Below are 21,902 nucleotides of genomic sequence, written 5' to 3'. Positions count from 1 at the left end.
TATTTACCTTCTATTAATGCGCTGTATTAAGCGTACTGTGGGTTAGTTTTTTCAGTGTCGATATCAAACTTAGCGATGGCTTCTGCAACCACAGACTTTTCAATATCACCACGTTTTGCCAACTCTGTTAGCGCGGCAACAACAATGTAACCGGCGTTAACTTCAAAGTGGCGACGTAAGTTTGCACGGCTGTCAGAGCGACCAAAGCCATCAGTACCCAGCACTTTGTAAGACTCGCTTGGCATGTAAGCACGTACTTGCTCAGCGTAGTTCTTCATGTAGTCCGTAACCGCAATTGCAGGCTCTTTACCTAGTACTGTTGTAATGTAAGGTACTTTCTCTTCAGCTTCTGGGTGAAGCATGTTGTCACGCTCAACCGCTTGGCCATCGCGAGTCAGTTCGTTAAACGACGTTACTGAGAACACGTCAGAAGCAACACCGTACTCTTCACTTAGAATTACAGCCGCTTTGCGCGCTTCGTTCATAATGGTGCCTGAGCTCATTAGCTGAACTTTGCCTTTGCTGCCCGCGTGTGTTTCTAGCTTGTAGATACCTTTACGGATGCCTTCTTCAGCGCCTTCTGGCATTGCTGGCATTGCGTAGTTCTCGTTCATTACCGTTAGGTAGTAGTAAACGTTCTCTTGATCTGGACCGTACATGCGACGGATACCGTCTTGCATGATAACGGCAAGCTCATAAGCAAACGTTGGGTCGTACGAGATACAGTTAGGGATCGTATTCGCTTGAATGTGCGAGTGACCATCTTCGTGCTGCAGACCTTCACCGTTTAGTGTTGTACGACCAGCAGTAGCACCCAAAAGGAAGCCACGCGCTTGTTGGTCACCTGCTAGCCATGCCATGTCGCCAATACGTTGGAAACCAAACATTGAGTAGTAGATGTAGAACGGGATCATCGGTAGGTTGTTGGTGCTGTAAGACGTTGCAGCCGCAACCCAAGATGCCATTGAACCTAGCTCGTTGATGCCTTCTTGAAGAACCTGACCTGAGGTCGCTTCTTTGTAGTATGACACAATGCCCTTATCTTCTGGCGTGTAGTCTTGGCCGTGTGGGTTGTAAATACCCACCTGACGGAACAGACCTTCCATACCAAAGGTACGTGCTTCATCACAGATGATAGGAACGATGTTCTTACCAATGTTCTTATCTTTAAGCAGGATGTTTAGCGTACGAACATAAGCCATTGTGGTCGAGATATCACGCTTTTGCTCGCCAAGTAGCGGAGCAAACGCCTCTAATTCTGGCACTTTAAATTCTTGGGTAAACTTAGGACTACGTGCTGGTGTGTAACCGTGTAGCGCCTTACGACGCGCGTGCAGGTAGTCGTACTCTGGCGTGCCTTCTTCTAACTTCAAATAAGGCAGCTCTGCAATTTTGTCATCCGAAAGAAGGTCTTCTAGGCCTAGACGGTCACGTAGGTGTTGAACGTGAGTCATGTCCATTTTCTTCACACCGTGTGCGATGTTCTTACCTTCAGCCGCATCGCCCATGCCGTAACCTTTAACAGTCTTAGCAAGGATAACCGTTGGCTTGCCGTTGGTTTCTTTCGCGTTGTTGAATGCCGCGAACAGTTTCGATGAATCGTGACCACCACGCTTAAGTGCGAATATTTCGTCATCGGTCATATCGGCAACCAATGCCGCTGTTTCTGGGTATTTACCAAAGAAATGCTCACGCACGTAAGCGCCATCTTTAGATTTGAAAGTTTGATAATCACCGTCAATGGTTTCGTTCATCAACTGAAGAAGCTTACCCGTGGTGTCTTTCGCCAGTAGTGCATCCCAGTTGCTGCCCCAGATAACCTTAACCACATTCCAGCCAGCGCCTTTAAATAGACCTTCTAGCTCTTGAATGATGCTACCGTTACCCATAACAGGGCCATCTAAGCGCTGTAGGTTACAGTTGATTAGGAAACATAGGTTGTCGAGTTTTTCCCGTGAAGCAAATGAGATAGCACCGCGTGATTCTGGCTCATCCATCTCACCGTCACCGAGGAAGGCGTACACGCGTTGTGCGCCAGTCTCTTTTAGGCCACGGCCTTCAAGGTACTTAAGGAAACGAGCTTGATAGATAGCAGAGATAGGACCAAGCCCCATAGAAACTGTTGGGAACTGCCAAAATTCAGGCATCAGTTTAGGGTGCGGGTAAGAAGGAATACCTTTACCATCCACTTCTTGACGGAAGTTATCCAGTTGCTCTTCGGTCAATCGACCTTCAACAAATGCGCGAGAGTATATGCCTGGAGAGATGTGACCTTGGTAGTAAACAAGATCGCCACCGTCTGTCTCGTTTGGAGCGCGGAAGAAGTGGTTGAAACAAACTTCGTAGAAAGCAGCTGCAGACTGATATGACGCCATGTGACCGCCAAGGTCTAGGTCTTTTTTCGACGCGCGAAGCACAATCATGATTGCGTTCCAGCGAATGATCGAACGAATACGACGTTCAAGAGTAACATCACCAGGGTAAGCGGGCTCTTGCGCTGCTGGAATCGTGTTGATGTAGTTGGTGTTGATACCTGTAGGCATATCAACGCCATCTAGACGCGCTTTATCTAGTATCGTTTCTAGAATGTACTGTGCGCGTTCAACCCCTTCTTCACGAACGACAGATTCAAGTGCAGCAAGCCACTCCTGAGTTTCTACCGTGTCAACGTCATGCTTCATATCAGACATGTACTAGTTTCCTTTTGTGTATTATTTTCAGGTAAATCCTACGACTCACCACCCTGCTGAACTCGACGTAAAGATCGCTCTCTGCGGCTCTCTTCTTTGGTTAAGTCCAACAACGTTTCTTCAATGTAGGCCAGATGTGAGTGTGACATTTCACGGGCTTTTTCTGGTTGCCCAGAAACAATCGCATTCACTATGTTGGCTCTGTGGTTGTTTACTCGCTGTATCGCTTCTTCACGGCGATGCAGCAATTCTAGATTCTGTTCAATATTTTGCTCAAGCAAGGGGGCAAGACTTCGGATAATGTGAAGCAGAACAACGTTATGCGCCGCTTCACAGATGCTTACTAATAGGTTCATCACCGCTTTTGATTCGGCGTTGATGTCACCTTGCTGTGCTTCTATTGCTTTACAGGCAGCCTTGATGCTTTCCATATCCTCTTCAGTACCACGTAAAGCCGCGTAGTACGCTGCTATCCCTTCCATCGCATGACGCGTTTCTAGAAGGTCCAGCTGTGTCTCAGGATGAGTGGATAATAAATTCAGCAAAGGGTCAGAAAAATTGGTGCTGAGCGTTTCACTAACAAAAGTGCCGCCACCTTGTTTACGAGTCAGTAGTTTTTTGGCTTCTAATCTCTGAATAGCTTCTCTGATAGAGGGGCGAGAGACATCGAACTGCTTCGCTAGTTCGCGCTCTGGAGGTAACTGTTGGCCAGGAGACAGAGTGCCCTCCAGTATTGAGCGTTCAAGTTCCTGCTCAATAACGTCTGAAAGTTTGGGCTGTCTAATCCGTTGGTAAGCCATCGTTGCCTTGGGTCCTTTTAAATGAGTAATCGCATTCCCTTGCCTGTAAATTGGTATTACCAATTTAAAGGGCGGGAAAAAAATACCATGTTTAAAACCAATTTGTCTACCAAAAATTGATTTACATCATTAAAAGGGGTCTGACTTAACAAAATTTAAACCTTACACAAATCAAACGGAAAACTATTGGTCATACCATTCACCAGAGGCATATACATTCCCTCAATGACACAGATCAATAAAATCATGAGGTTCGCTAAGTGGACTTGAAATTAAGCAACGACTATTGTGCCAACTTCCACCCAAATCGTGGTCATCCCTAAATGATTGAATTACGCAATTACTCAAGCTAGTAATTTTCTTGAAATGTCGACGTCATATTGTGCTTTCTCCACCAATAAAAGGGTTTGCTCCCGTTTCTACACAGGAGTACAATTTGACCCAACTCAATTAATGACCCTGTTTGGCCAGAACGATAATGATCAAAACTCACGATAGCGATGCACGATTAGACTACCTAAAACAAGCCCTACCCGCTGAGGTGACAAGAGCGGTCACCGACACATTGCGAGAAGATCTGGGTGGTGTTTTAGACGCTAATGTTGATATCACAGCCAACCTAATTGATGAAGCGACATATGGTGTGGCAACCATCATCACTCGTGAACATGGTGTGTTCTGTGGACAAATGTGGGCTGATGAAGTGTTTAAACAACTGGGCGGGAAAGTGTCTATCGAGTGGCACGTCAGCGACGGCGATCAAGTCGAACCAAATCAAACCTTATGTACCTTACGCGGCCCTGCGCGCACATTGTTAACGGGTGAGCGTAATGCAATGAACTTCATTCAAACGTTATCTGGGTGTGCAACAACCGTCGCCGAGTATGTGCGTGAACTCGACGGAACAAAATGCAAACTTTTAGATACCCGCAAAACCATTCCAGGCTTGCGCAGCGCACTAAAATACGCAGTAGCCTGTGGGGGTGGCTATAATCACCGAATTGGTGTGTTTGATGCATTCTTAATTAAAGAAAATCACATTATTGCTTGCGGTGGTATTGTTGAAGCCATTAGCAAAGCCAAAGCATTGGCTCCAGGTAAACCTATTGAGATTGAAACAGAATCTTTAGAAGAGCTGGCCATTGCTATCGATGCAGGTGCCGATATCGTTATGCTGGATAATTTTACCCTGCAAATGATGCGAGAGGCTGTTGAGATAAACCAAGGTCGTGCGGTGTTAGAAAATTCAGGCAACGTTACCTTGGGGACTTTAGGCGATATCGCGCAAACAGGGGTCGATTACGTTTCAGTCGGTGCATTAACTAAGCATCTAAAAGCAATGGATCTGTCCATGCGATTTCAATAAGTAAAATTGAAAGCCCTTATCAAAATAAAATAGCCGCGCAATTGCGCGGCTATTTTATTGGACGGCGATAAAGATTACAAAACACCTTTACCCTTCATCATTCTCAAACCTTCACGCTTAATACAATCCACCAGCGGGTTGTCCACCATATCTCGTCGCCAAACAAAAGAGAGCATTCTCTCCATTTTTAGCTCAGGAACATTGATAGTGGCCAAACGTCCCGATTGAATGTGCTGCTCTACATCCAACCAAGGTAAGCAAGTAAGGTAAGAGCCATTTTCGACCAAGCTGCGGATCACTGGAACATGGTCATACTCGCGCCACACATCTAAATCATCAATTAAATGATGAATGGTACTATCAAAAATTTTGCGAGTCCCAGAACCGATCTCTCGAAGTACCCATTTCGCTTGTTCCAATTGCGCTAATGTGACCCTTTCTAGGTTGGCAAATGGGTGGTGCGATGAGGCAACAACGGTTAAATGATCTCGGCACCACACTTCTTGCTCTAAACGGTGCTCATCGCAGCGCCCCTCTATGATCCCAAGGTCACACTTGTAGTCCAACACGTCCTCAATAACGTGTTTGGTACTCTTCACATCTACGTCAATTCGCATCTCAGGAAAGGAGGTATCAATTAAACTGATGAGATCCGGAACCAAGTGTTCTGCGGGTGTCTGGCTAACGTGTAACTGCACCGCACCACTTAATAAATGTTGCTCGTGAAAGCCCATTTCAATCTGTTGAGCGTCTTGCAGCAACTTCTTTGCTTTTGGTCTTAGCCACTTTCCCCAGTGGGAGAGCATCATCTGTTTGCCATTACGTTCAAACAGCTGTCGCCCTAGGAGCTTTTCTAATTGAGAGAGCGACATACTGGTCGCCGATTGAGTTAAGTACAGCCTTTCAGCCGCCTGGCTTACGCTGCCGGTTTCGGCCACAGCATCAAACACTGCCAACTGTTTTAACGAATAACGCATCTATGCCGCCTACATTGAGTTTTAGCAATAGGGTAACTCTATCACGATGTCCTATCAATATTATTGATGTGTCCATTCATTACTATCAATTTTTTATCTACTGAAAAATGCCGTAATTTGGATTGTGTTGTCGAGGTGTAGAACACGGAACAACAAATTACTCATTATTTATTAATTCATTACAGGAGGAGTCATGGACGCACAACCAGTGCAAAACGAGCTTTGCTTGACTCCCAAGCAAATGATGGAACAAGCCGAGCAGTATGCGCTCGGAAAATCGCAAAAGCCGACAACCACAACATTGCTATTAGCAGTGATGGCGGGTGCATTTATCGGACTTGCGTTCTTGTTTTACATTACCGTCACCACTGGCAGCAGCGGTGAAGCTTGGGGATTAAGTCGATTTGTAGGCGGCATCGCGTTTGGCCTAGGGCTTGTGCTGGTCGTACTTTGCGGAGCGGAACTTTTTACAAGCTCAGTACTGTCGGCCATATCACTCGCGAATAAACAGATAAACCTGGGACAAATGCTTTCCCTTTGGGGCAAAGCTTATGTCGGTAACTTTGTCGGCGCTATTACACTTGCCTTTTTGGTGTTTGGTGCCGGTCTCTACAACCTTCATGATGGCGCGTGGGGGCTGAATGCACTCACAATCGCTGATCACAAACTACACCACAGTTTCACCGAGGCATTTATTCTTGGTGTGCTTTGTAACCTTTTAGTTTGCTTAGCGATTTGGTTAACGTTTAGTTCTAAAACGGCACTTGGAAAATCGCTTCTGGTGCTATTACCTGTCAGCCTTTTTGTTAGCAGTGGTTTTGAGCACAGCATTGCCAACATGTTTATGGTTCCACTGGGCATTGCAATCGTAGAATTTGCTCCTGCCAGTTTTTGGCAGTCCATCGGTATGCAAGCGAGTCAATTTACAGACCTCAATGTAAGCCACTTTATTGTCGCTAACCTTATTCCCGTCACACTAGGCAACATTGTCGGTGGTGCGGTATTGGTCGGATTGACCAACTGGGTGGTTTATCGCCGCCCATCACTAACAACTACCCCAACAACAAAAATTACTCCACTATCACTTTCGCCTTCGGAGGCCACTATGACTATGTCAGTTACTGTTAAAGAAATCCTGAACCCTGCTCCAATCACTGTTGTTGCTGGCAGTCGCGTAGCAGTCGCTATCGATAAGTTGAATGAAAATAACCAAACTAGCGCCCCGGTAATCAACCAATCAGGCAATCTAGTCGGATTTTTCTCACTTCATGATGTTATGGTTGAAATGTGGTGTACAGACTACCGCGCAACAACCGAGCTAAAGGTTGAGCAAGTCATGAGCAGCGAACTCATTACCGTCGATGCTGACCAAGATATCTCTGCGGTCATCGAGTACCTATGTATCGATAAAGAGCAGCTTTACCCGACATCTTCTATGGGTTATGCAACTCGCTTTGTATCGGGGACTCTATCGGAGCGAGCTCATGCGATCAAAGTAAGCCGCCCTAAAATTATTCCAGTGATCGAAAAGGGTGAATTTATCGGCACAATAAGTCACACAGAAATCCAAAGTGTACTTCGTCCATTGTTTGGAGCAACAGAAAGCCAAGCGAGCCTGAGCGAAGTTGAAGATGCACAAATGGCATAATTGGGCTTAGTTCGACACCAATAAAGAGGGCAAGCACAGGATGCTTGCCCTTTTTGTTATTCGTTAGAAAGGATCAACGACCAAATGGACCGCCCATTCCCCCCATACCGCCCATGCCACCCATCATGCCTTGCATGTTGCGCATCATGCCGCGCATGCCACCTTTTTGCATCTTCTTCATCATTTTCTGCATTTGAGTGAACTGCTTCAGCATACGGTTGACGTCCTGAACCTGAGTACCAGAACCGGCTGCAATTCGCTTTTTACGCGATCCTTTAATGATCTCTGGACGTTTACGCTCTTTCATGGTCATGGAACTGATCATCGCTTCCATCTGCTTAAACATTTTATCGTCGACCTGATCTTTCACATTGTCTGGTAAGTTCCCCATACCCGGGAGCTTATCCATCATGCCCATCATGCCGCCCATGTTTTGCATCTGACCAAGTTGTTCGCGGAAGTCTTCTAAATCGAAGCCTTTTTTCTCTTTGAACTTCTTAGCCATTTTTTCGGCGGATTGAGTATCGACATTACGCTGCAGATCTTCAATCAGTGACAACATGTCACCCATACCAAGAATACGTGAGGCGACACGATCTGGGTGGAAAGCTTCTAATGCATCGGTCTTTTCACCGACACCCAAAAACTTAATCGGCTTGCCAGTAATATGACGAACAGACAGCGCTGCACCACCACGGGCATCACCATCGACCTTGGTTAAGATAACACCGGTTAATGGTAGTGCATCGCCAAAGGCTTTAGCGGTATTTGCCGCATCTTGACCCGTCATTGCATCAACAACAAACAAGGTCTCTACTGGGGTTATCGCATTGTGAAGCTGCTGGATCTCGTCCATCATTTCTTCATCAATGGCTAAGCGACCCGCGGTATCCACCAACAACACGTCGTAAAATTTCTTTTTCGCGTGATCAATCGCTGCATTAGCGATATCGAGCGGCTTTTGCTCCGCAGACGAAGGGAAGAAATCAACATTGACGTCATTAGCCAAAGTTTCCAACTGTTTTATCGCCGCTGGGCGATAAACGTCGGCAGACACAACCAATACTTTTTTCTTGTCGCGCTCAGTTAAGAGCTTCGCAAGTTTACCGACACTGGTGGTTTTACCCGCACCTTGTAGGCCGGCCATCAACACGACCGCAGGCGGCTGCGCAGCTAAATCAAGTGCTTCGTTCGAGTCACCCATTACAGCTTCAAGTTCAGATTGAACAATCTTAATGAACTCTTGGCCAGGCGTGAGTGATTTGTGTACTTCTACACCCACCGCACCTTCTTTAACGCGCTTGATGAAGTCTCGTACAACCGGTAAGGCAACGTCTGCCTCCAAAAGGGCCATGCGCACTTCGCGCAGGGTCTCTTTAATATTGTCTTCGGTGAGTCGACCTTTGCCGCTAATGTTTTTTAGCGATTTGGATAAGCGATCCGACAAATTTTCAAACATACTAAGTTTCGCTCTAAAATCCGATAAATTGGCACAAGTATACCCGAACACTACCATGATAAGTAGCGCTTAACCTGACCATCCTCTCAGTTGTAAATGGGGGCATCGTTGAAAAATAAAACCTCAAAGCCAAAATTGGAGAGAAGTTGGGGTATGTAAAGCCATCAACTCACGACAAATTGTGTGTATAATGAGGGTATTGACACTCTTTCATCAAAGTATATGGACGCACTACTAGTCATATTAGCCATTGTTGCTTACAGCCTTGCTATGGCGGTGATCTTACCAGGATTGTTGCATAAAAAAGGTATCCCAATGCCCAAAGCACTGGCACTTTCTGGTGTAGGACTGCTTGCGCATGGTGCACTGACCGCGTCGTTAATTTTTGAAGGCCAAGGGCAAAACTTAGGCTTATTGAATGTGACCTTGTTGGTCAGTTTTATCATCTCCTGCGCGCTCACGATAACAATCCCTAAGACCAAACTTTGGTTTTTGCTGCCGATTGCGTATGGATTCTCCATTCTAAATTTGATTGCAGCGACTTGGTTGCCTGTAGACTACATCACCCACTTAGAAGGACGATTTGGTATTGTCTTTCACGTGTCTATGGCCCTGTTCTCCTATGCTACGCTAACAATCGCCGCACTTTATGCGCTGCAGATGGCGTGGCTTGATTACAAGCTCAAGCACAAGAATGCTCAAGCCCTTAATCCAAACCTGCCACCACTACTTAAAGTTGAACGCCAATTGTTTAACCTTATATTGGTCGGGACAGGGTTACTGTCGGTGACGCTGGTCACTGGGCTTCTGTTTGTGCCAGACATTTTCTCGTCAGGTAAAGGTCATAAAATAGTGTTCTCTTTCGCTGCTTGGATCACCTACAGCGTATTGATTTGGGGACACTTTAAGCAAGGTTGGCGCGGCAACAAAGTCACTTGGATGACGTTAATTGGCGCAGTATTCCTAACCTTAGGCTACTTCGGCAGTCGATTTGTGCGGGAAGTTTTATTGACTTAACGTATTGAATAACCACTCAAGAACCCCAATAGATCATTGACAGCGCCTAGCGATTAGGTCATTAATTAACCATATCGACTCTCATAATTCGACTCACAAAGGACCATTGCATTGGATAGTATATCCACCGAGCTTCTGTTTGGCTTGCTTGCCGGATTAATCATAATTTCTGGTTATTTCTCAGGCTCTGAAACGGGCATGATGTCTCTAAACCGTTACCGTTTGAAGCATCTCTCTAAGCAAGGCCATAAAGGCGCTCAGCGAGTTGAAAAGATGCTTGGTCGCCCAGACCGCCTCATTGGCCTCATTCTTATCGGCAACAACCTCGTTAATATTCTTGCTTCTGCTATCGCCACCATTTTGGGTATGCGCCTCTATGGTGATGCCGGTGTGGCTATTTCTACGGGTTTGCTCACCTTGGTGGTGCTGGTCTTTGCAGAAGTTACTCCTAAAACCCTAGCCGCTCTTCACCCTGAGCGTGTCGCGTTTCCAAGTAGTGTGGTACTCAGCATTCTTATGCGTTTGCTGTCTCCATTGGTGATCTTAGTTAATGCCATTACCAATGGGTTCTTGCGTTTAATTGGTATAGGAACCGCTCATACCGTTGAAGAGCACTTAAGCTCGGAAGAGCTTCGTACTGTGGTGAATGAAGCGGGCAGCCTCATCCCAAGTCGCCACCAAGATATGCTCATTTCTATCTTAGATTTAGAGCACGTTACGGTGAACGACATTATGATCCCACGTAACGAAATCACCGGCATCGATATCAATGATGATTGGAAATCTATTGTTCGCCAGCTGACCCACTCTCCGCATGGTCGGGTGGTGCTCTATCGCGATCAAATAGATGAAGTGGTTGGCATGCTTAGGCTGCGTGAGGCTTATCGTCTAATGCTCGAGAAAAACGAGTTCAATAAAGAGACGCTACTTAGAGCTGCAGACGAGATCTACTTTATTCCAGAAGCCACACCGCTGAATGTTCAATTGCTCAAGTTCCAGCGCAACAAAGAACGTATTGGCTTAGTGGTCGACGAATACGGTGACATCATTGGTTTGGTCACGCTAGAAGACATTTTAGAAGAAATTGTGGGTGAATTTACTACCTCGATCGCCCCGAGTTTGTCAGACGAAATCACCCCTCAAAATGACGGAAGCTTCCTAATAGAAGGCAGCACCAACATTCGCGACATCAACAAAGGACTAGGGTGGACACTGCCTACAGACGGTCCCCGTACGTTGAATGGATTAATTGTTGAGCACCTCGAAGACATTCCCGAAAGCCACTTGAGCATTGAAGTTGCCAACCACCCTATGGAAGTGGTTGAGTTTGCTGAAAATAAAATCAAGATGGTTAAGGTCTATCCCCAACGAGGCTAAACCAACCTGCCAATAAAAAAAGGAGCCATTTGGCTCCTTTTTTTGATTCGAACTGACCGCTACACTTTTAGCTCGTTGAGCATAGAGTCAGGTAGCGCTAAATCGTCGTTACGATTCACGCCTACACCCCTTGCAATAATATCCTCTGCAATGGCTTTTGCTTCTTCAAGCGAGTGCATAGCTGCAGTGCCGCATTGGTATTCGTTTAGCTCTGGGATCTTGTTTTGGCTCTCGACTTTTAGTACGTCCTGCATTGCCGCTAACCACGCATCCGCAACCTGTTGTTCGCTCGGCGTACCGATCAAACTCATGTAAAAGCCAGTACGACAACCCATAGGTGAAATGTCGATGATCTCAACACTGTCCCCATTTAGGTGCGCTCGCATAAAGCCGGCGTACAAGTGCTCAAGAGTGTGAATTCCACGCTCTGAGAGTAGCGACTCGTTAGGTTGTGTAAAACGCAGATCGAACACAGTGATGGTATCGCCTGATGGGGTCTGCATTGTTTTTGCTACGCGAACCGCAGGGGCTGCCATGCGTGTATGATCTACGGTAAAGCTATCCAGTAATGGCATGACTTTCTCTCCTTTAGGTTACCCTTCTGGGCAACGTTTTCGATTCAAATCTGTTTATTAAGTCTATTGATTTAAGTAATCAAAATAGTCGGCGAGGAAGGTATCAAAGTCCTTGTCATCCGCCGCTTCAATATTTTTCTGTTTGAGTTCAGAGTCTTTTCGTTCATGCTCAAACGTGCAGTTACTATAAACCCTAAATTCTCGTTTAGCATAAGAGTTTGCATACTCTTCACCCAATAGTGAACCCACGGTCGTTTGACCGCCACTAAGCTTGATATCGCGAAGCAGTTGACCCGATATGGTCAACTCGGGATCGTCTATCCAGGTTTCAAATTTAGAGATCGCTTCTTTATAGAAGTGACCTCCTTTGGCGTTATCCATCTCATTAGCGATGACTTTAAAGTCAACAAATATGCGTTTGGCCCACTCTTGAAGTGACAACTTTTCGCCTTCACAACCAATCGTCAGCATGAGGCCTTTTTCACGACCTTTTTCAATTACCGAGTTCCAGTTCTCACGCCAGCAATGGATCTCGCAATCGTCCATAGGTGCCGAATCGCTTAGTGCACACCAAGTTAAGAATATATCCAAAAACAAAATCTGTTCTTTTTTGATACCGATTGAGCTGTAAGGGTTAACGTCAAGAGAGCGAACTTCAATATACTCGACTCCTTCACGACCAAGCGCTTCTGATGGCTTTTCACCGTGTCGTGCTACGCGTTTAGGACGGATGGGTGCATACAGTTCGTTTTCGATTTGCAGGACATTACTGTTTAACTGCTTGTACTCACCATCGACTTTAACACCGAGTTTGGCAAATTTCTCAGAAGGCGCACGAATGGCCGAGTTCAATCCGTCCAAGTAGTGGTCTAGTGAGTTAAAGCCAATATTCAAAGAGCTTTGCTCACTGTTGGTGTAACCAAGATCGCTTAATCGCAAAGACGTTGCCTTGGGCAAGTAGAGTGTGCCATTTAGATCTTCAAATTCTAAGTCGGTTTCACGACCATTTAAAAACGACGAGCAGATTGCTGGAGACGCACCAAATAAGAACGGGATCAACCATCCAAAACGGTAGTAATTTCTGATCACGCCAAAGTATGCGTCAGATTGGGAATCTTGCCTTTGCTGCGCGTCTTGCTCACCATACAGTTGGTCCCAAAACGCTTGAGGGAACGAAAAGTTGAAATGCACACCCGAGATAATCTGCATCAAACTGCCGTAGCGGTTACGCAGACCTTCACGGTATAGCGTTTTCATTTTGCCGCTATTCGACTGTCCGTACTGCGCCAGATTAATATCGGTTTCTGCACCTACGTAGCAAGGCATCGACATCGGCCACATTTTTTCGTCACCCAGTTGAGCTTGAGTGAAATGGTGAATATCGGTTAATTGATCTAGAAGCTCATTCACGTCATACGAAACAGGCGTTATAAATTCCAGTAGCGATTCAGAATAATCGGTAGTGATCCATTGGTGCGTAAGCGCCGAACCTAAGGCTTTTGGATGTGGCGAAGTGGCTAAGCTCCAATCACCTTGATAGCGAAGTGTTTCACGCTCTACCCCGCGCCCTATGTGTAAAAAGGCGTCCTTGTTGCGTGCTACTCGACGAAGCCGCGTTGAAAAATCAGTCAAAACAGTAACCACTTACCTTAAATGCGCCATCCCCACTTCACCCACTGCGAAAATGTGTGGCACTAAAAAACAAAGGGGATTTTCCCATCCCCTTTGTATATGTTCGCTATGGTGCAATTTCAAGTTGCTGTAGCGGAATATTTAACGCCTTGAGCTGTGGGATCAATGATTCTGCATCCCCGACAACGACAATTTGATAGTCGTCGGGGTTAAACCATTTTGCAGCCATCTCATCGAGCGTCTGTTTATCGACGGTTGCGGCAATACGATTTCTTGTATTTAAGTAATCATAATCAAGGCTGTAGGTGAGTATACTACTTAAAAGCTGTGCTTTCTGCCCCGGAGTCTCATATTTTAGAGCGTCTTGTTGCCCTACCGCCATGCGCATAAAGTTTAGCTCTTCATCGGTCATACCTTGACTCGAATATTGCTCTAGCTCTAACAGCATCTCGTTAATCGAGTCCACCGTCGAATCAGCTCGTACTTGTGCGTTAAACACTACAATGCCCACTTCACGATTACTTGCAAAGTAGCCGCTGGCACCATAGGTGTAACCTTTGTCTTCTCTCAGGTTTTGATTTATGCGGCTGTTGAAATTACCCGCCAAATTAAAGTTAGCCAATTGCGATAGGTAAAGCTCACCTGTAGCGTCAAACGGCATGCCATTTCGCACTAGCCTTACAATGGTTTGAGGAGCTCGCGGCTTATCGACCACATAGATAGATTGTCCTGTTGGCGGGTCGATAGTTTTGCGACGTAAAATTGGCGCGGTTTCCCCTTCCCAACGTTCAAATCGTTGCAGCTGTTTCTTTAACTCCCGTTCACTGATATCACCGACAACCAGTACCTGAGCACCGTGGGGTGAGTAGTGCTGTGCATAGAACTGTTTCACATCATTCAAGGTTAAAGACGCGACAGACTCGCTAGTACCGTCACTGCTGCGCGCGTAAAAGGAATCGCCAAACGCCACTTGCCGAGTTGCTTGAGAGGCCAACCATGAAGGTGTTTGATGTTCATACACCAAACCTTCTAGTGCTTGCTGTTTGATACGGGCAAAATCTGATTCACTAAATGCAGGTTTAAAGAGCACCTCTTCAACAACATCTAGGGTTTCTTCAAAATGCTCACTCAAACTCGACACTGTGATGCTGGTGGTGTATTCCCCAGAGCGAATCGACACACTACTCCCCAACCCATCGAGTTGCGCTTGTATCTCTTCACTGTCTCGCAATTGAGTTCCTTCACTCATCATTGATGCCGTTAAGCCTGCAGTACCTTCTTTTCCAATTGCTGCATAACGATTACCTGCAGGCATACGTAATTGGAACAGCACTGTGGGTGTTTCACTTGAAACGGTGCCCAGCACCTCCACGTCGTTGCTGGTGTGGAACTGATACAGTTTTGGTAAGGTTACGCTAACAGCGGTGCCCGCTTGCGGCATCATGCTGCGATCAAAATCATCCACCGCGGTTCGAAGATCAAGCTGATCTTCCGACACCTTTTGGTATTCAGGTAATGTGCGTTCCGGTGTCACAAAATTGGCCGGCCTGGCCGCCAACTGACTTTCTCCTTTAGGCACTACGCTTAGCGTCACTCGCGGCTTGTCTTTGATGTAAGTAAGATAGCTTTGATACACAGACGCTTGATCAACGGCATTAATCGCTGCTAAGTTCGATTGCAATCTATCTGGCTGCCCGTAAAACGTTTCGTTTGAGGCAAGCATAGAGACTTTCCCCGACACACTTTGCAGCGAGAATATAGCGCTGGCTTTCGCTGAGCCGGCGATTTGGTCTAGTTGGCTTTGCTCTACTTGATCTAAGGTAAAGTTCTCCATAATGTCAGACACTTGATCATAAATAGGCCCTAGGTTAGCTTCTTCGCCAGAATTGACCATCACCACCACATAGAAGTTGCAAGCGAGTTCAGAGCAATTACTGTACGCCGCTGCACTCAATGCTTTTTGGGTTTTCACCAACTGTTGATACAAGATACTGTTTCGGCCATTGCCTACTATTGTAGCCAATGCTTCTAGCGAGCGTTGATCGTCAGCACCGCGGTAAGAGGTAGGCCACCCCATAACCATCATCGGTTGGCGGATACGATCTTCTAAAGTCACAAATCGGTCTTCAGGCAGTACAGCGGGCTGTTTTGGTGCAGACTCGACCGGAGGCCCCTCTGGAATCGATCCAAAATACTGACTTACCCATTCCATCGTTTGCTGTTCATCAATGTCGCCACCAATAGTCAATACGGCGTTATTGGGGCCATACCAGCGAAGAAAAAACGCTTTAAGGTCATTGACATCGACGCGATCTAAGTCTTTAACGTAACCGATGGTTTGCCACGAGTAAGGGTGTCCTTCTGGGTACATCGCTTCGCCCAGTTTTTCCCATGTGAGGCCGTACGGGCGATTGTCATAGTTTTGCGCACGCTCATTCTTAACAGTGTCTCGCTGGATTTCAAATTTACGCTGAGAGACCGCTTCTAGTAGAAAGCCCATTCGGTCTGATTCCATCCACAACACTTTTTCCAGTTGGTTAGACGGAACCGTTTGGTAGTAATTTGTTCGATCGCGGTTGGTGGTGCCGTTTAAATCACCACCAGCTTCGGTAATGATTTTAAAATGTTCTTGATCGCCTACATGCTTAGAGCCTTGGAACATCATATGCTCAAAGAAATGAGCAAAACCTGATTTCCCTACCTCTTCACGAGCCGACCCCACGTGGTAAGTCACATCGACGTGCACCAATGGATCGGAGTCATCAGGGGTTAAAATGACAGTTAAACCGTTGTCGAGAACATATTTGGAGTAGGCAATTGAGGCAGCATTGGGTTGTTTCTCTGCTTGCTCAACCAATGTGTAGCCTAGCTTTTGTTGTTCAACAGGTGCTTGAGAAGACGGATTGCTGCATCCGACCAAGATCGCACCCAACCCAAGCATGGTCACACTTGTGGCCAGTTTGTTTAGCCAATTATTTTGCATCTTTTCCCCTCAAAAAAACCCATAGTACAGTGCGGCCATCGTTGCGTACCGTAGGGCTTTACCTAAGGCAATGGCGATCACACAGGGTATAAACTTTAGCCGTAACCACCCTGCAGCAAGGCAAAGTGGGTCACCAATAACCGGCAACCAGCTAAAAAGTAAAGCAAACACGCCGTAGCGCTCTATATAGTGTATAGCCTTTTGACTGTTTTTTTGGCGACTAGTTCGATTTGGTAGCCACAATCCAATCCAATAGTTGGTTAATCCACCAAGCGTATTACCTAGGGTTGCAGCAAGTAAAATGGCCACCAATGGCTCTGAGGCTTGGTTAAGCGCAACCAATAGAGCGGCCTCAGAACCACCGGGTAATAACGTGGCGCTTAAAAAACCTGTCCAAAAGAGTATCAGTAATGGAGATCCTGCAAACCATTCAGCGATCCATGAAAATATCGTGTCCACTAGTGACTAAGACTAAGATCTAGTAATACTTTTCCACGTGTATGACCCGTTTCGACTTGCTGGTGCGCCTTGACGACATCGGCCATCGGAAAGACCGTCTGAATATCAATTTTTAATGAGCCGTCACCCACCATATTAAGCAATGTGGTTAATTGTTCTGTATTTGGCTCAACAAGCATGCCTTCAGCGGTTACGCCTATGTTTTCAGCTTCAGCCTTAATTTTATCGGCAGTGATGGTTGGTATGGTAATGACTCTCGAGCCTGACTTTAGGCATTTCATTGCATCAAGTGCGACGTCGCCACCAATCAGATCAATCAGCACGTCAACCCCCTGTAACTGCTCGGATGCAGGGGCGACATGATAGTTTATCGCGGTCGCACCGAGTGTTGCCATGTAATCTAAATTTGTTGCGCCACAGGTTGTATACACATCGGCACCTGTTGCTACAGCCAATTGAACGGCAATATGTCCTACGCCTCCTGCTCCACCTAGAATCAATACCGATTGGTCTGGTTCAATGCAGGCTTTTTGAACCGCCTGCATCGCCGTTAATCCGGCTAATGGTAGTGCTGCTGCAGCTTCGAATGTAATCGAGTTAGGCACTTTTAGAAGCTCTTGGCTCACCACATTAAGTCGCTGAGCATAAGCGCCCGCTTCAAGAGGAAACCCGATGAATCCGACAACATGATCGCCAATGGTAAAACCTGATACAGAGTCACCGACAGCCAAGACTTTGCCGACAAGATCGTAACCTGGCGTCCAAGGTAAATTATCTTTGTTGCTTTGTGCAGCCCATCCAAGACCGGCTCGGGTTTTCACATCGATAGGATTAATCGATGCAAACATACCTTCAACCTGCACCTCATTGTCAGCTGGCGCTGCGAGTTCCGCTTCAACAATTTCTAAGGTTTCCGCTGGCCCAAACTGGGGAATGACGACTTTAAAAGAGGTTGGCATAGCATCGAGCTCCATATTGGCTAAACAAAAAAGAGGCGCATAAATGCGCCTCTTTGACTATAAACCATTTTAATACAACACACTAACTCAACAATCAGTGTAGTGTCAGTATTAGCCCACGATTGCCAACAAGATACCAGCAGCAACCGCTGACCCTAATACCCCAGCAACGTTAGGTCCCATAGCGTGCATCAACAAGAAGTTTTGGTTGTTTGCTTCCAGCCCAACTTTGTTTACAACGCGCGCCGCCATCGGTACAGCGGAAACTCCAGCCGCGCCGATCAGTGGGTTGATGTCTTCTTTGGTGTACTTATTCAGTAGTTTAGCCATAAGAACACCCGTAGCAGTACCAATAGAGAATGCCACCGCACCTAAGCCCAAAATACCCAAAGTTTCAACGTTAAGGAACTTGTCAGCTTGAAGTTTAGAACCAACACCTAGCCCCAAGAAGATGGTCACTATGTTGATTAACTCGTTTTGCGCAGTCTTTGATAGACGATCAACTACGCCGGCTTCACGCATAAGGTTGCCCAAACAGAACATACCGACCAGTGGCGTCGCTGACGGTAAGAACAAGATAGTCATCACCAACACCACAAGCGGGAACATGATTTTCTCGAACTTACCAACATGACGCAGCTGAGCCATCTTGATTTTACGCTCTTCTGGATTAGTCAGCGCCTTCATAATAGGTGGCTGAATAATAGGAACCAGTGCCATGTAGCTGTATGCGGCAACCGCAATAGCTCCGAGCAAATCAGGTGACAACTTACTGGCTAAGAATATGGCAGTGGGGCCATCGGCACCACCTATGATGGCGATTGACGATGCGTCTTGCATCGAAAATTCCATCCCAGGTATGAAGTTCAGCAAGATTGCGCCAAATAATGTGGCGAAAATACCAAACTGAGCCGCTGCGCCTAACCACAGTGTTTTGGGGTTAGCGATCAAGGCACCAAAATCAGTCATTGCACCAACGCCCATAAAAATGAGCAGTGGGAATACACCTGTCGAGATACCCATTTCGTACACGTAGTACAGCAGACCACCAGGCTCTGTAAAGCCTGCATTAGGGATATTGGCTAAAATGGCACCAAAGCCAATTGGCAATAGCAGCAAAGGTTCGAAACCTTTACGAATTGCCAAAAATAGCAGCCCACACCCCACTGCAATCATACACAGCTGACCAAACTCAAAGTTGGCAATCCCTGTCTCTGACCAAAGTGTCAGTAATCCTTCCATTGCCTAATTACTCCAAGCTTAATAGTGGTGAGCCTACTTTCACAGCATCACCTTCTTTAACGTGTAAGTCTTGTACGACACCGCCGCGAGACGCACGGACTTCGGTTTCCATCTTCATGGCTTCAAGGATAAGCAGTACATCACCCTCTTCCACTTCCTCTCCGGTCTGTACATTCACTTTAAAGATGTTACCGGCTAATGGCGCAGGAACGTCTTCTGATGCCGCTGACGATGCAACAGGTGCTGTAGGCGCGGCTTGTGACGCACCTTTAGCAGCAGCCACAGAAGTCACTTGGCCTTGAGGTCCAACTTCAACATCGTAAACTTGGCCATCGACTTTAACGGAATAGGCTTCAACACCACCTTTAGCAGGAGCCGCAACGGGGGCTTCAACTACAGGCTCTTTACCTGGAGCCGGTTCAAAGGCATCTGGGTTGTGACGATTTTTAAGGAACTTAAGGCCTACTTGAGGGAACAATGCGTAGGTCAAAACATCATCAACCGTGTCTTCGGCCAACGAGATCCCTTCAGCTTTCGATTTTTCTAGCAGCTCAGTGGTCAATGCATCCATTTCGTCGTCTAACAAATCGGCTGGACGGCAGGTAATGGCTTCTTTTCCATCTAGCACTTTCGCTTGCAACTCGGCGTTCACAGCCGCCGGAGCCGAACCGTATTCGCCTTTTAGTACCCCTGCAGTCTCTTTAGTGATGCTCTTATAGCGCTCGCCAGTTAAGACGTTGATCACAGCTTGAGTACCTACAATTTGAGACGTCGGCGTTACCAGTGGAATAAAACCAAGATCCTCACGAACACGCGGGATCTCTTCAAGCACTTCATCAATGCGATCCGCCGCGCCTTGCTCTTTAAGTTGGCCTTCCATGTTAGTTAACATGCCGCCCGGAACTTGAGCAATAAGGATTCGAGAATCAACACCTTTAAGCGCACCTTCCCACTTAGCGTATTTCTTACGTACTTCGCGGAAGTAAGCCGCAATAGGTTCAATTTGGTCAAGCTTGAGGTTGGTGTCGCGTTCGGTCTCTTGCAGCATAGCGACAACGGTTTCCGTTGGCGTGTGGCCGTACGTGCAGCTCATTGACGAAATTGCAGTATCAAGAATATCAATACCAGCTTCAACGGCTTTAACGGCTGTTGCCGTAGACAGACCAGTGGTCGCATGACAATGCAACGCAAGCGGGATATCACAAGACGCTTTAATACGGGTAATAAGCTCTTCCGCTTCGTAAGGACGTAGCAGACCAGACATATCCTTAATACACAGCGAGTGGCAACCTAAGTCTTCTAAACGTTTAGCCAAATCGACCCAAGTGTCAGCGTTGTGCACAGGGCTTGTGGTATACGACAACGTCCCTTGCGCATGTGCGCCTACATCTACTGCGGCTTTTACTGCCGTTTGGAAGTTACGGACATCATTCATGGCATCAAAAATACGGAACACGTCCATACCGTTGCCGTGCGCGCGCTCTACAAATTTTGTAACCACATCGTCAGCATAATGGCGGTAACCTAATAGGTTTTGACCACGCAATAGCATCTGCATTGGTGTATTTGGCATTGCTTTTTTGAGCTCGCGTAAGCGCTCCCAAGGATCTTCGCCTAAAAAGCGAATGCAAGAGTCAAAGGTTGCGCCTCCCCAAGTTTCGAGAGACCAGTAACCGACTTTATCGAGTTCGGCTGCAATAGGTAGCATGTCTTCAATACGCATGCGGGTTGCAAATAAAGACTGATGAGCATCGCGAAGCACGACATCAGTTAAAGCAAGTGGTTTAGACATGGGCTTAACTCCTTTTAAATTGTTCTACTTCGCTGAAGTTGCACGGTACTTATGTACAGCTGCAGATATAGCGGCCACCGTTTTCGGATCGACGTCCGAACTATTTTGATTATTCGCTTTGGTGGAGGTATTACGTTTTACGGGTGCACTTACCACTTCCTCTTTGGGAGCGATTTTCGACAGCAGCTGCACCAATACAATCAGTATGGAGAGGAATACAAACACAACCAGCATGCCGGTAAGCATGAGAGTTGCCGCATCCACTAATTGGCTTCCAATATTTGTCATTGTGAGTCCTTTCTCATCGTCCTGACATTCCGCGGCTTGGCAAGCAAGACAGCGACAGACCTAGGATTATGTCTTTTGCTTAAAGCTTGTCAAACATCTGTCATCTATTCTGAAAACAGCTTCAAAAACACAACTTTACTCGGTCATTGCGTCAGGTAGTTTATGAACTAACTATTTTGACTAAAAAAAATACTACTAAATAGCGCAAAGTAACATGAGGCCCATCAACTAAATCCGAATCTAGTATCGACTCACGTCAAAAAAAGCAGAAAAAACAGGAGGATGTAATAGAGATGTATATAAACATGATGCGGAAATGTTAAAAAACCCCGTATTACTCAGTGTAATTACGGGGTTTCTTAATAATGGCGCGCTCGGAAGGATTCGAACCTTCGACCGCCTGGTTCGTAGCCAGGTACTCTATCCAGCTGAGCTACGAGCGCGCAATGTTCTGTGTATCGATGTGCCTAGTAAAAGGGAAGATGGCGCGCTCGGAAGGATTCGAACCTTCGACCGCCTGGTTCGTAGCCAGGTACTCTATCCAGCTGAGCTACGAGCGCGCAATATTCTGTCTATCGATGTATTTTTACTGAAAGAAAAGATGGCGCGCTCGGAAGGATTCGAACCTTCGACCGCCT

The 21,902-nt window shown here is 46.5% G+C and carries 16 protein-coding genes and 2 tRNA genes; 4 read left to right on the top strand and 14 right to left on the bottom strand.

Going from position 1 to position 21,902, the window contains the following annotated elements:
• Window positions 1–26 precede the first annotated feature (26 nt).
• Together aceE and pdhR are read right to left on the bottom strand one after the other, a co-directional pair.
• Window positions 27–2,690, bottom strand: a complete 2,664-nt coding sequence (aceE, locus tag ST37_RS15970) for a pyruvate dehydrogenase (acetyl-transferring), homodimeric type (RefSeq protein ID WP_084888195.1) — start codon at window positions 2,688–2,690, stop codon at window positions 27–29.
• A gap of 38 nt (window positions 2,691–2,728) precedes the next feature.
• Entirely contained in the window at window positions 2,729–3,490 is a 762-nt protein-coding gene (gene pdhR, locus ST37_RS15965) for a pyruvate dehydrogenase complex transcriptional repressor PdhR (protein ID WP_084888193.1), read from the bottom strand.
• A 478-nt stretch (window positions 3,491–3,968) separates the two neighbouring features.
• On the opposite strand from pdhR, the gene nadC reads away from it, so the two are divergent.
• Complete coding sequence (gene nadC / locus ST37_RS15960; RefSeq protein ID WP_084888191.1) at window positions 3,969–4,856, top strand: carboxylating nicotinate-nucleotide diphosphorylase; 888 nt, start codon at window positions 3,969–3,971, stop codon at window positions 4,854–4,856.
• A gap of 74 nt (window positions 4,857–4,930) precedes the next feature.
• Here nadC and ST37_RS15955 read toward each other — a convergent pair whose 3' ends face one another.
• Window positions 4,931–5,833: a LysR substrate-binding domain-containing protein gene (locus ST37_RS15955; protein ID WP_084888189.1), complete on the bottom strand. Its 903-nt coding sequence runs from the start codon at window positions 5,831–5,833 to the stop codon at window positions 4,931–4,933.
• Between the two features lie 193 nt (window positions 5,834–6,026).
• Here ST37_RS15955 and focA point away from each other — a divergent pair, with 193 nt between their 5' ends.
• On the top strand, window positions 6,027–7,481 hold the full coding sequence (gene focA / locus ST37_RS15950) for a formate transporter FocA (protein WP_084888187.1): 1,455 nt from the start codon (window positions 6,027–6,029) through the stop codon (window positions 7,479–7,481).
• Between the two features lie 73 nt (window positions 7,482–7,554).
• Here focA and ffh read toward each other — a convergent pair whose 3' ends face one another.
• Window positions 7,555–8,940, bottom strand: coding sequence for a signal recognition particle protein (gene ffh, locus ST37_RS15945; protein ID WP_084888185.1), 1,386 nt, complete (start codon window positions 8,938–8,940; stop codon window positions 7,555–7,557).
• A 222-nt stretch (window positions 8,941–9,162) separates the two neighbouring features.
• On the opposite strand from ffh, the gene ccsA reads away from it, so the two are divergent.
• Window positions 9,163–9,957: a cytochrome c biogenesis protein CcsA gene (ccsA, locus tag ST37_RS15940; RefSeq protein ID WP_084888183.1), complete on the top strand. Its 795-nt coding sequence runs from the start codon at window positions 9,163–9,165 to the stop codon at window positions 9,955–9,957.
• A gap of 111 nt (window positions 9,958–10,068) precedes the next feature.
• Window positions 10,069–11,334: a CNNM domain-containing protein gene (locus ST37_RS15935; RefSeq protein WP_084888181.1), complete on the top strand. Its 1,266-nt coding sequence runs from the start codon at window positions 10,069–10,071 to the stop codon at window positions 11,332–11,334.
• A 59-nt stretch (window positions 11,335–11,393) separates the two neighbouring features.
• On the opposite strand, the gene luxS is transcribed toward ST37_RS15935, so the two are convergent.
• The 10 genes from luxS to ST37_RS15885 all read right to left on the bottom strand — a co-directional run bounded on the left by luxS (window position 11,394) and on the right by ST37_RS15885 (window position 21,824).
• Complete coding sequence (gene luxS / locus ST37_RS15930) at window positions 11,394–11,909, bottom strand: S-ribosylhomocysteine lyase (RefSeq protein WP_084888179.1); 516 nt, start codon at window positions 11,907–11,909, stop codon at window positions 11,394–11,396.
• Window positions 11,910–11,972: 63 nt separating this feature from the next.
• Entirely contained in the window at window positions 11,973–13,541 is a 1,569-nt protein-coding gene (gene gshA / locus ST37_RS15925) for a glutamate--cysteine ligase (RefSeq protein ID WP_084888421.1), read from the bottom strand.
• Window positions 13,542–13,647: 106 nt separating this feature from the next.
• Entirely contained in the window at window positions 13,648–16,524 is a 2,877-nt protein-coding gene (locus ST37_RS15920; protein WP_084888177.1) for a pitrilysin family protein, read from the bottom strand.
• A 9-nt stretch (window positions 16,525–16,533) separates the two neighbouring features.
• Window positions 16,534–16,983: a YqaA family protein gene (locus ST37_RS15915; RefSeq protein ID WP_084888175.1), complete on the bottom strand. Its 450-nt coding sequence runs from the start codon at window positions 16,981–16,983 to the stop codon at window positions 16,534–16,536.
• Window positions 16,983–17,942 (bottom strand): NADP-dependent oxidoreductase, encoded by a 960-nt coding sequence (locus ST37_RS15910; protein ID WP_084888419.1) that lies wholly within the window; start codon window positions 17,940–17,942, stop codon window positions 16,983–16,985. The genes ST37_RS15915 and ST37_RS15910 overlap by 1 nt, the downstream gene beginning before the upstream one ends.
• A gap of 111 nt (window positions 17,943–18,053) precedes the next feature.
• Window positions 18,054–19,184 (bottom strand): sodium ion-translocating decarboxylase subunit beta, encoded by a 1,131-nt coding sequence (locus ST37_RS15905; protein WP_084888173.1) that lies wholly within the window; start codon window positions 19,182–19,184, stop codon window positions 18,054–18,056.
• Between the two features lie 7 nt (window positions 19,185–19,191).
• Window positions 19,192–20,976 carry a sodium-extruding oxaloacetate decarboxylase subunit alpha gene (oadA, locus tag ST37_RS15900; RefSeq protein WP_084888162.1) on the bottom strand — a complete coding sequence of 595 codons (1,785 nt, stop codon included), beginning with the start codon at window positions 20,974–20,976 and terminating at the stop codon, window positions 19,192–19,194.
• A gap of 24 nt (window positions 20,977–21,000) precedes the next feature.
• Window positions 21,001–21,264: an oxaloacetate decarboxylase subunit gamma gene (locus tag ST37_RS15895; protein WP_084888161.1), complete on the bottom strand. Its 264-nt coding sequence runs from the start codon at window positions 21,262–21,264 to the stop codon at window positions 21,001–21,003.
• Between the two features lie 366 nt (window positions 21,265–21,630).
• Window positions 21,631–21,707, bottom strand: a tRNA-Arg gene (locus ST37_RS15890).
• Between the two features lie 40 nt (window positions 21,708–21,747).
• A tRNA-Arg gene (locus ST37_RS15885) sits at window positions 21,748–21,824 on the bottom strand.
• Between the last annotated feature and the right edge of the window lie 78 nt (window positions 21,825–21,902).

The sequence above is a fragment of the Vibrio sp. qd031 genome (assembly GCF_002100145.1).
Lineage (GTDB): Bacteria > Pseudomonadota > Gammaproteobacteria > Enterobacterales > Vibrionaceae > Vibrio.
Note: the sequence above shows the minus strand (reverse complement) of the source record. Positions and strands in the feature narration are given on the sequence as shown.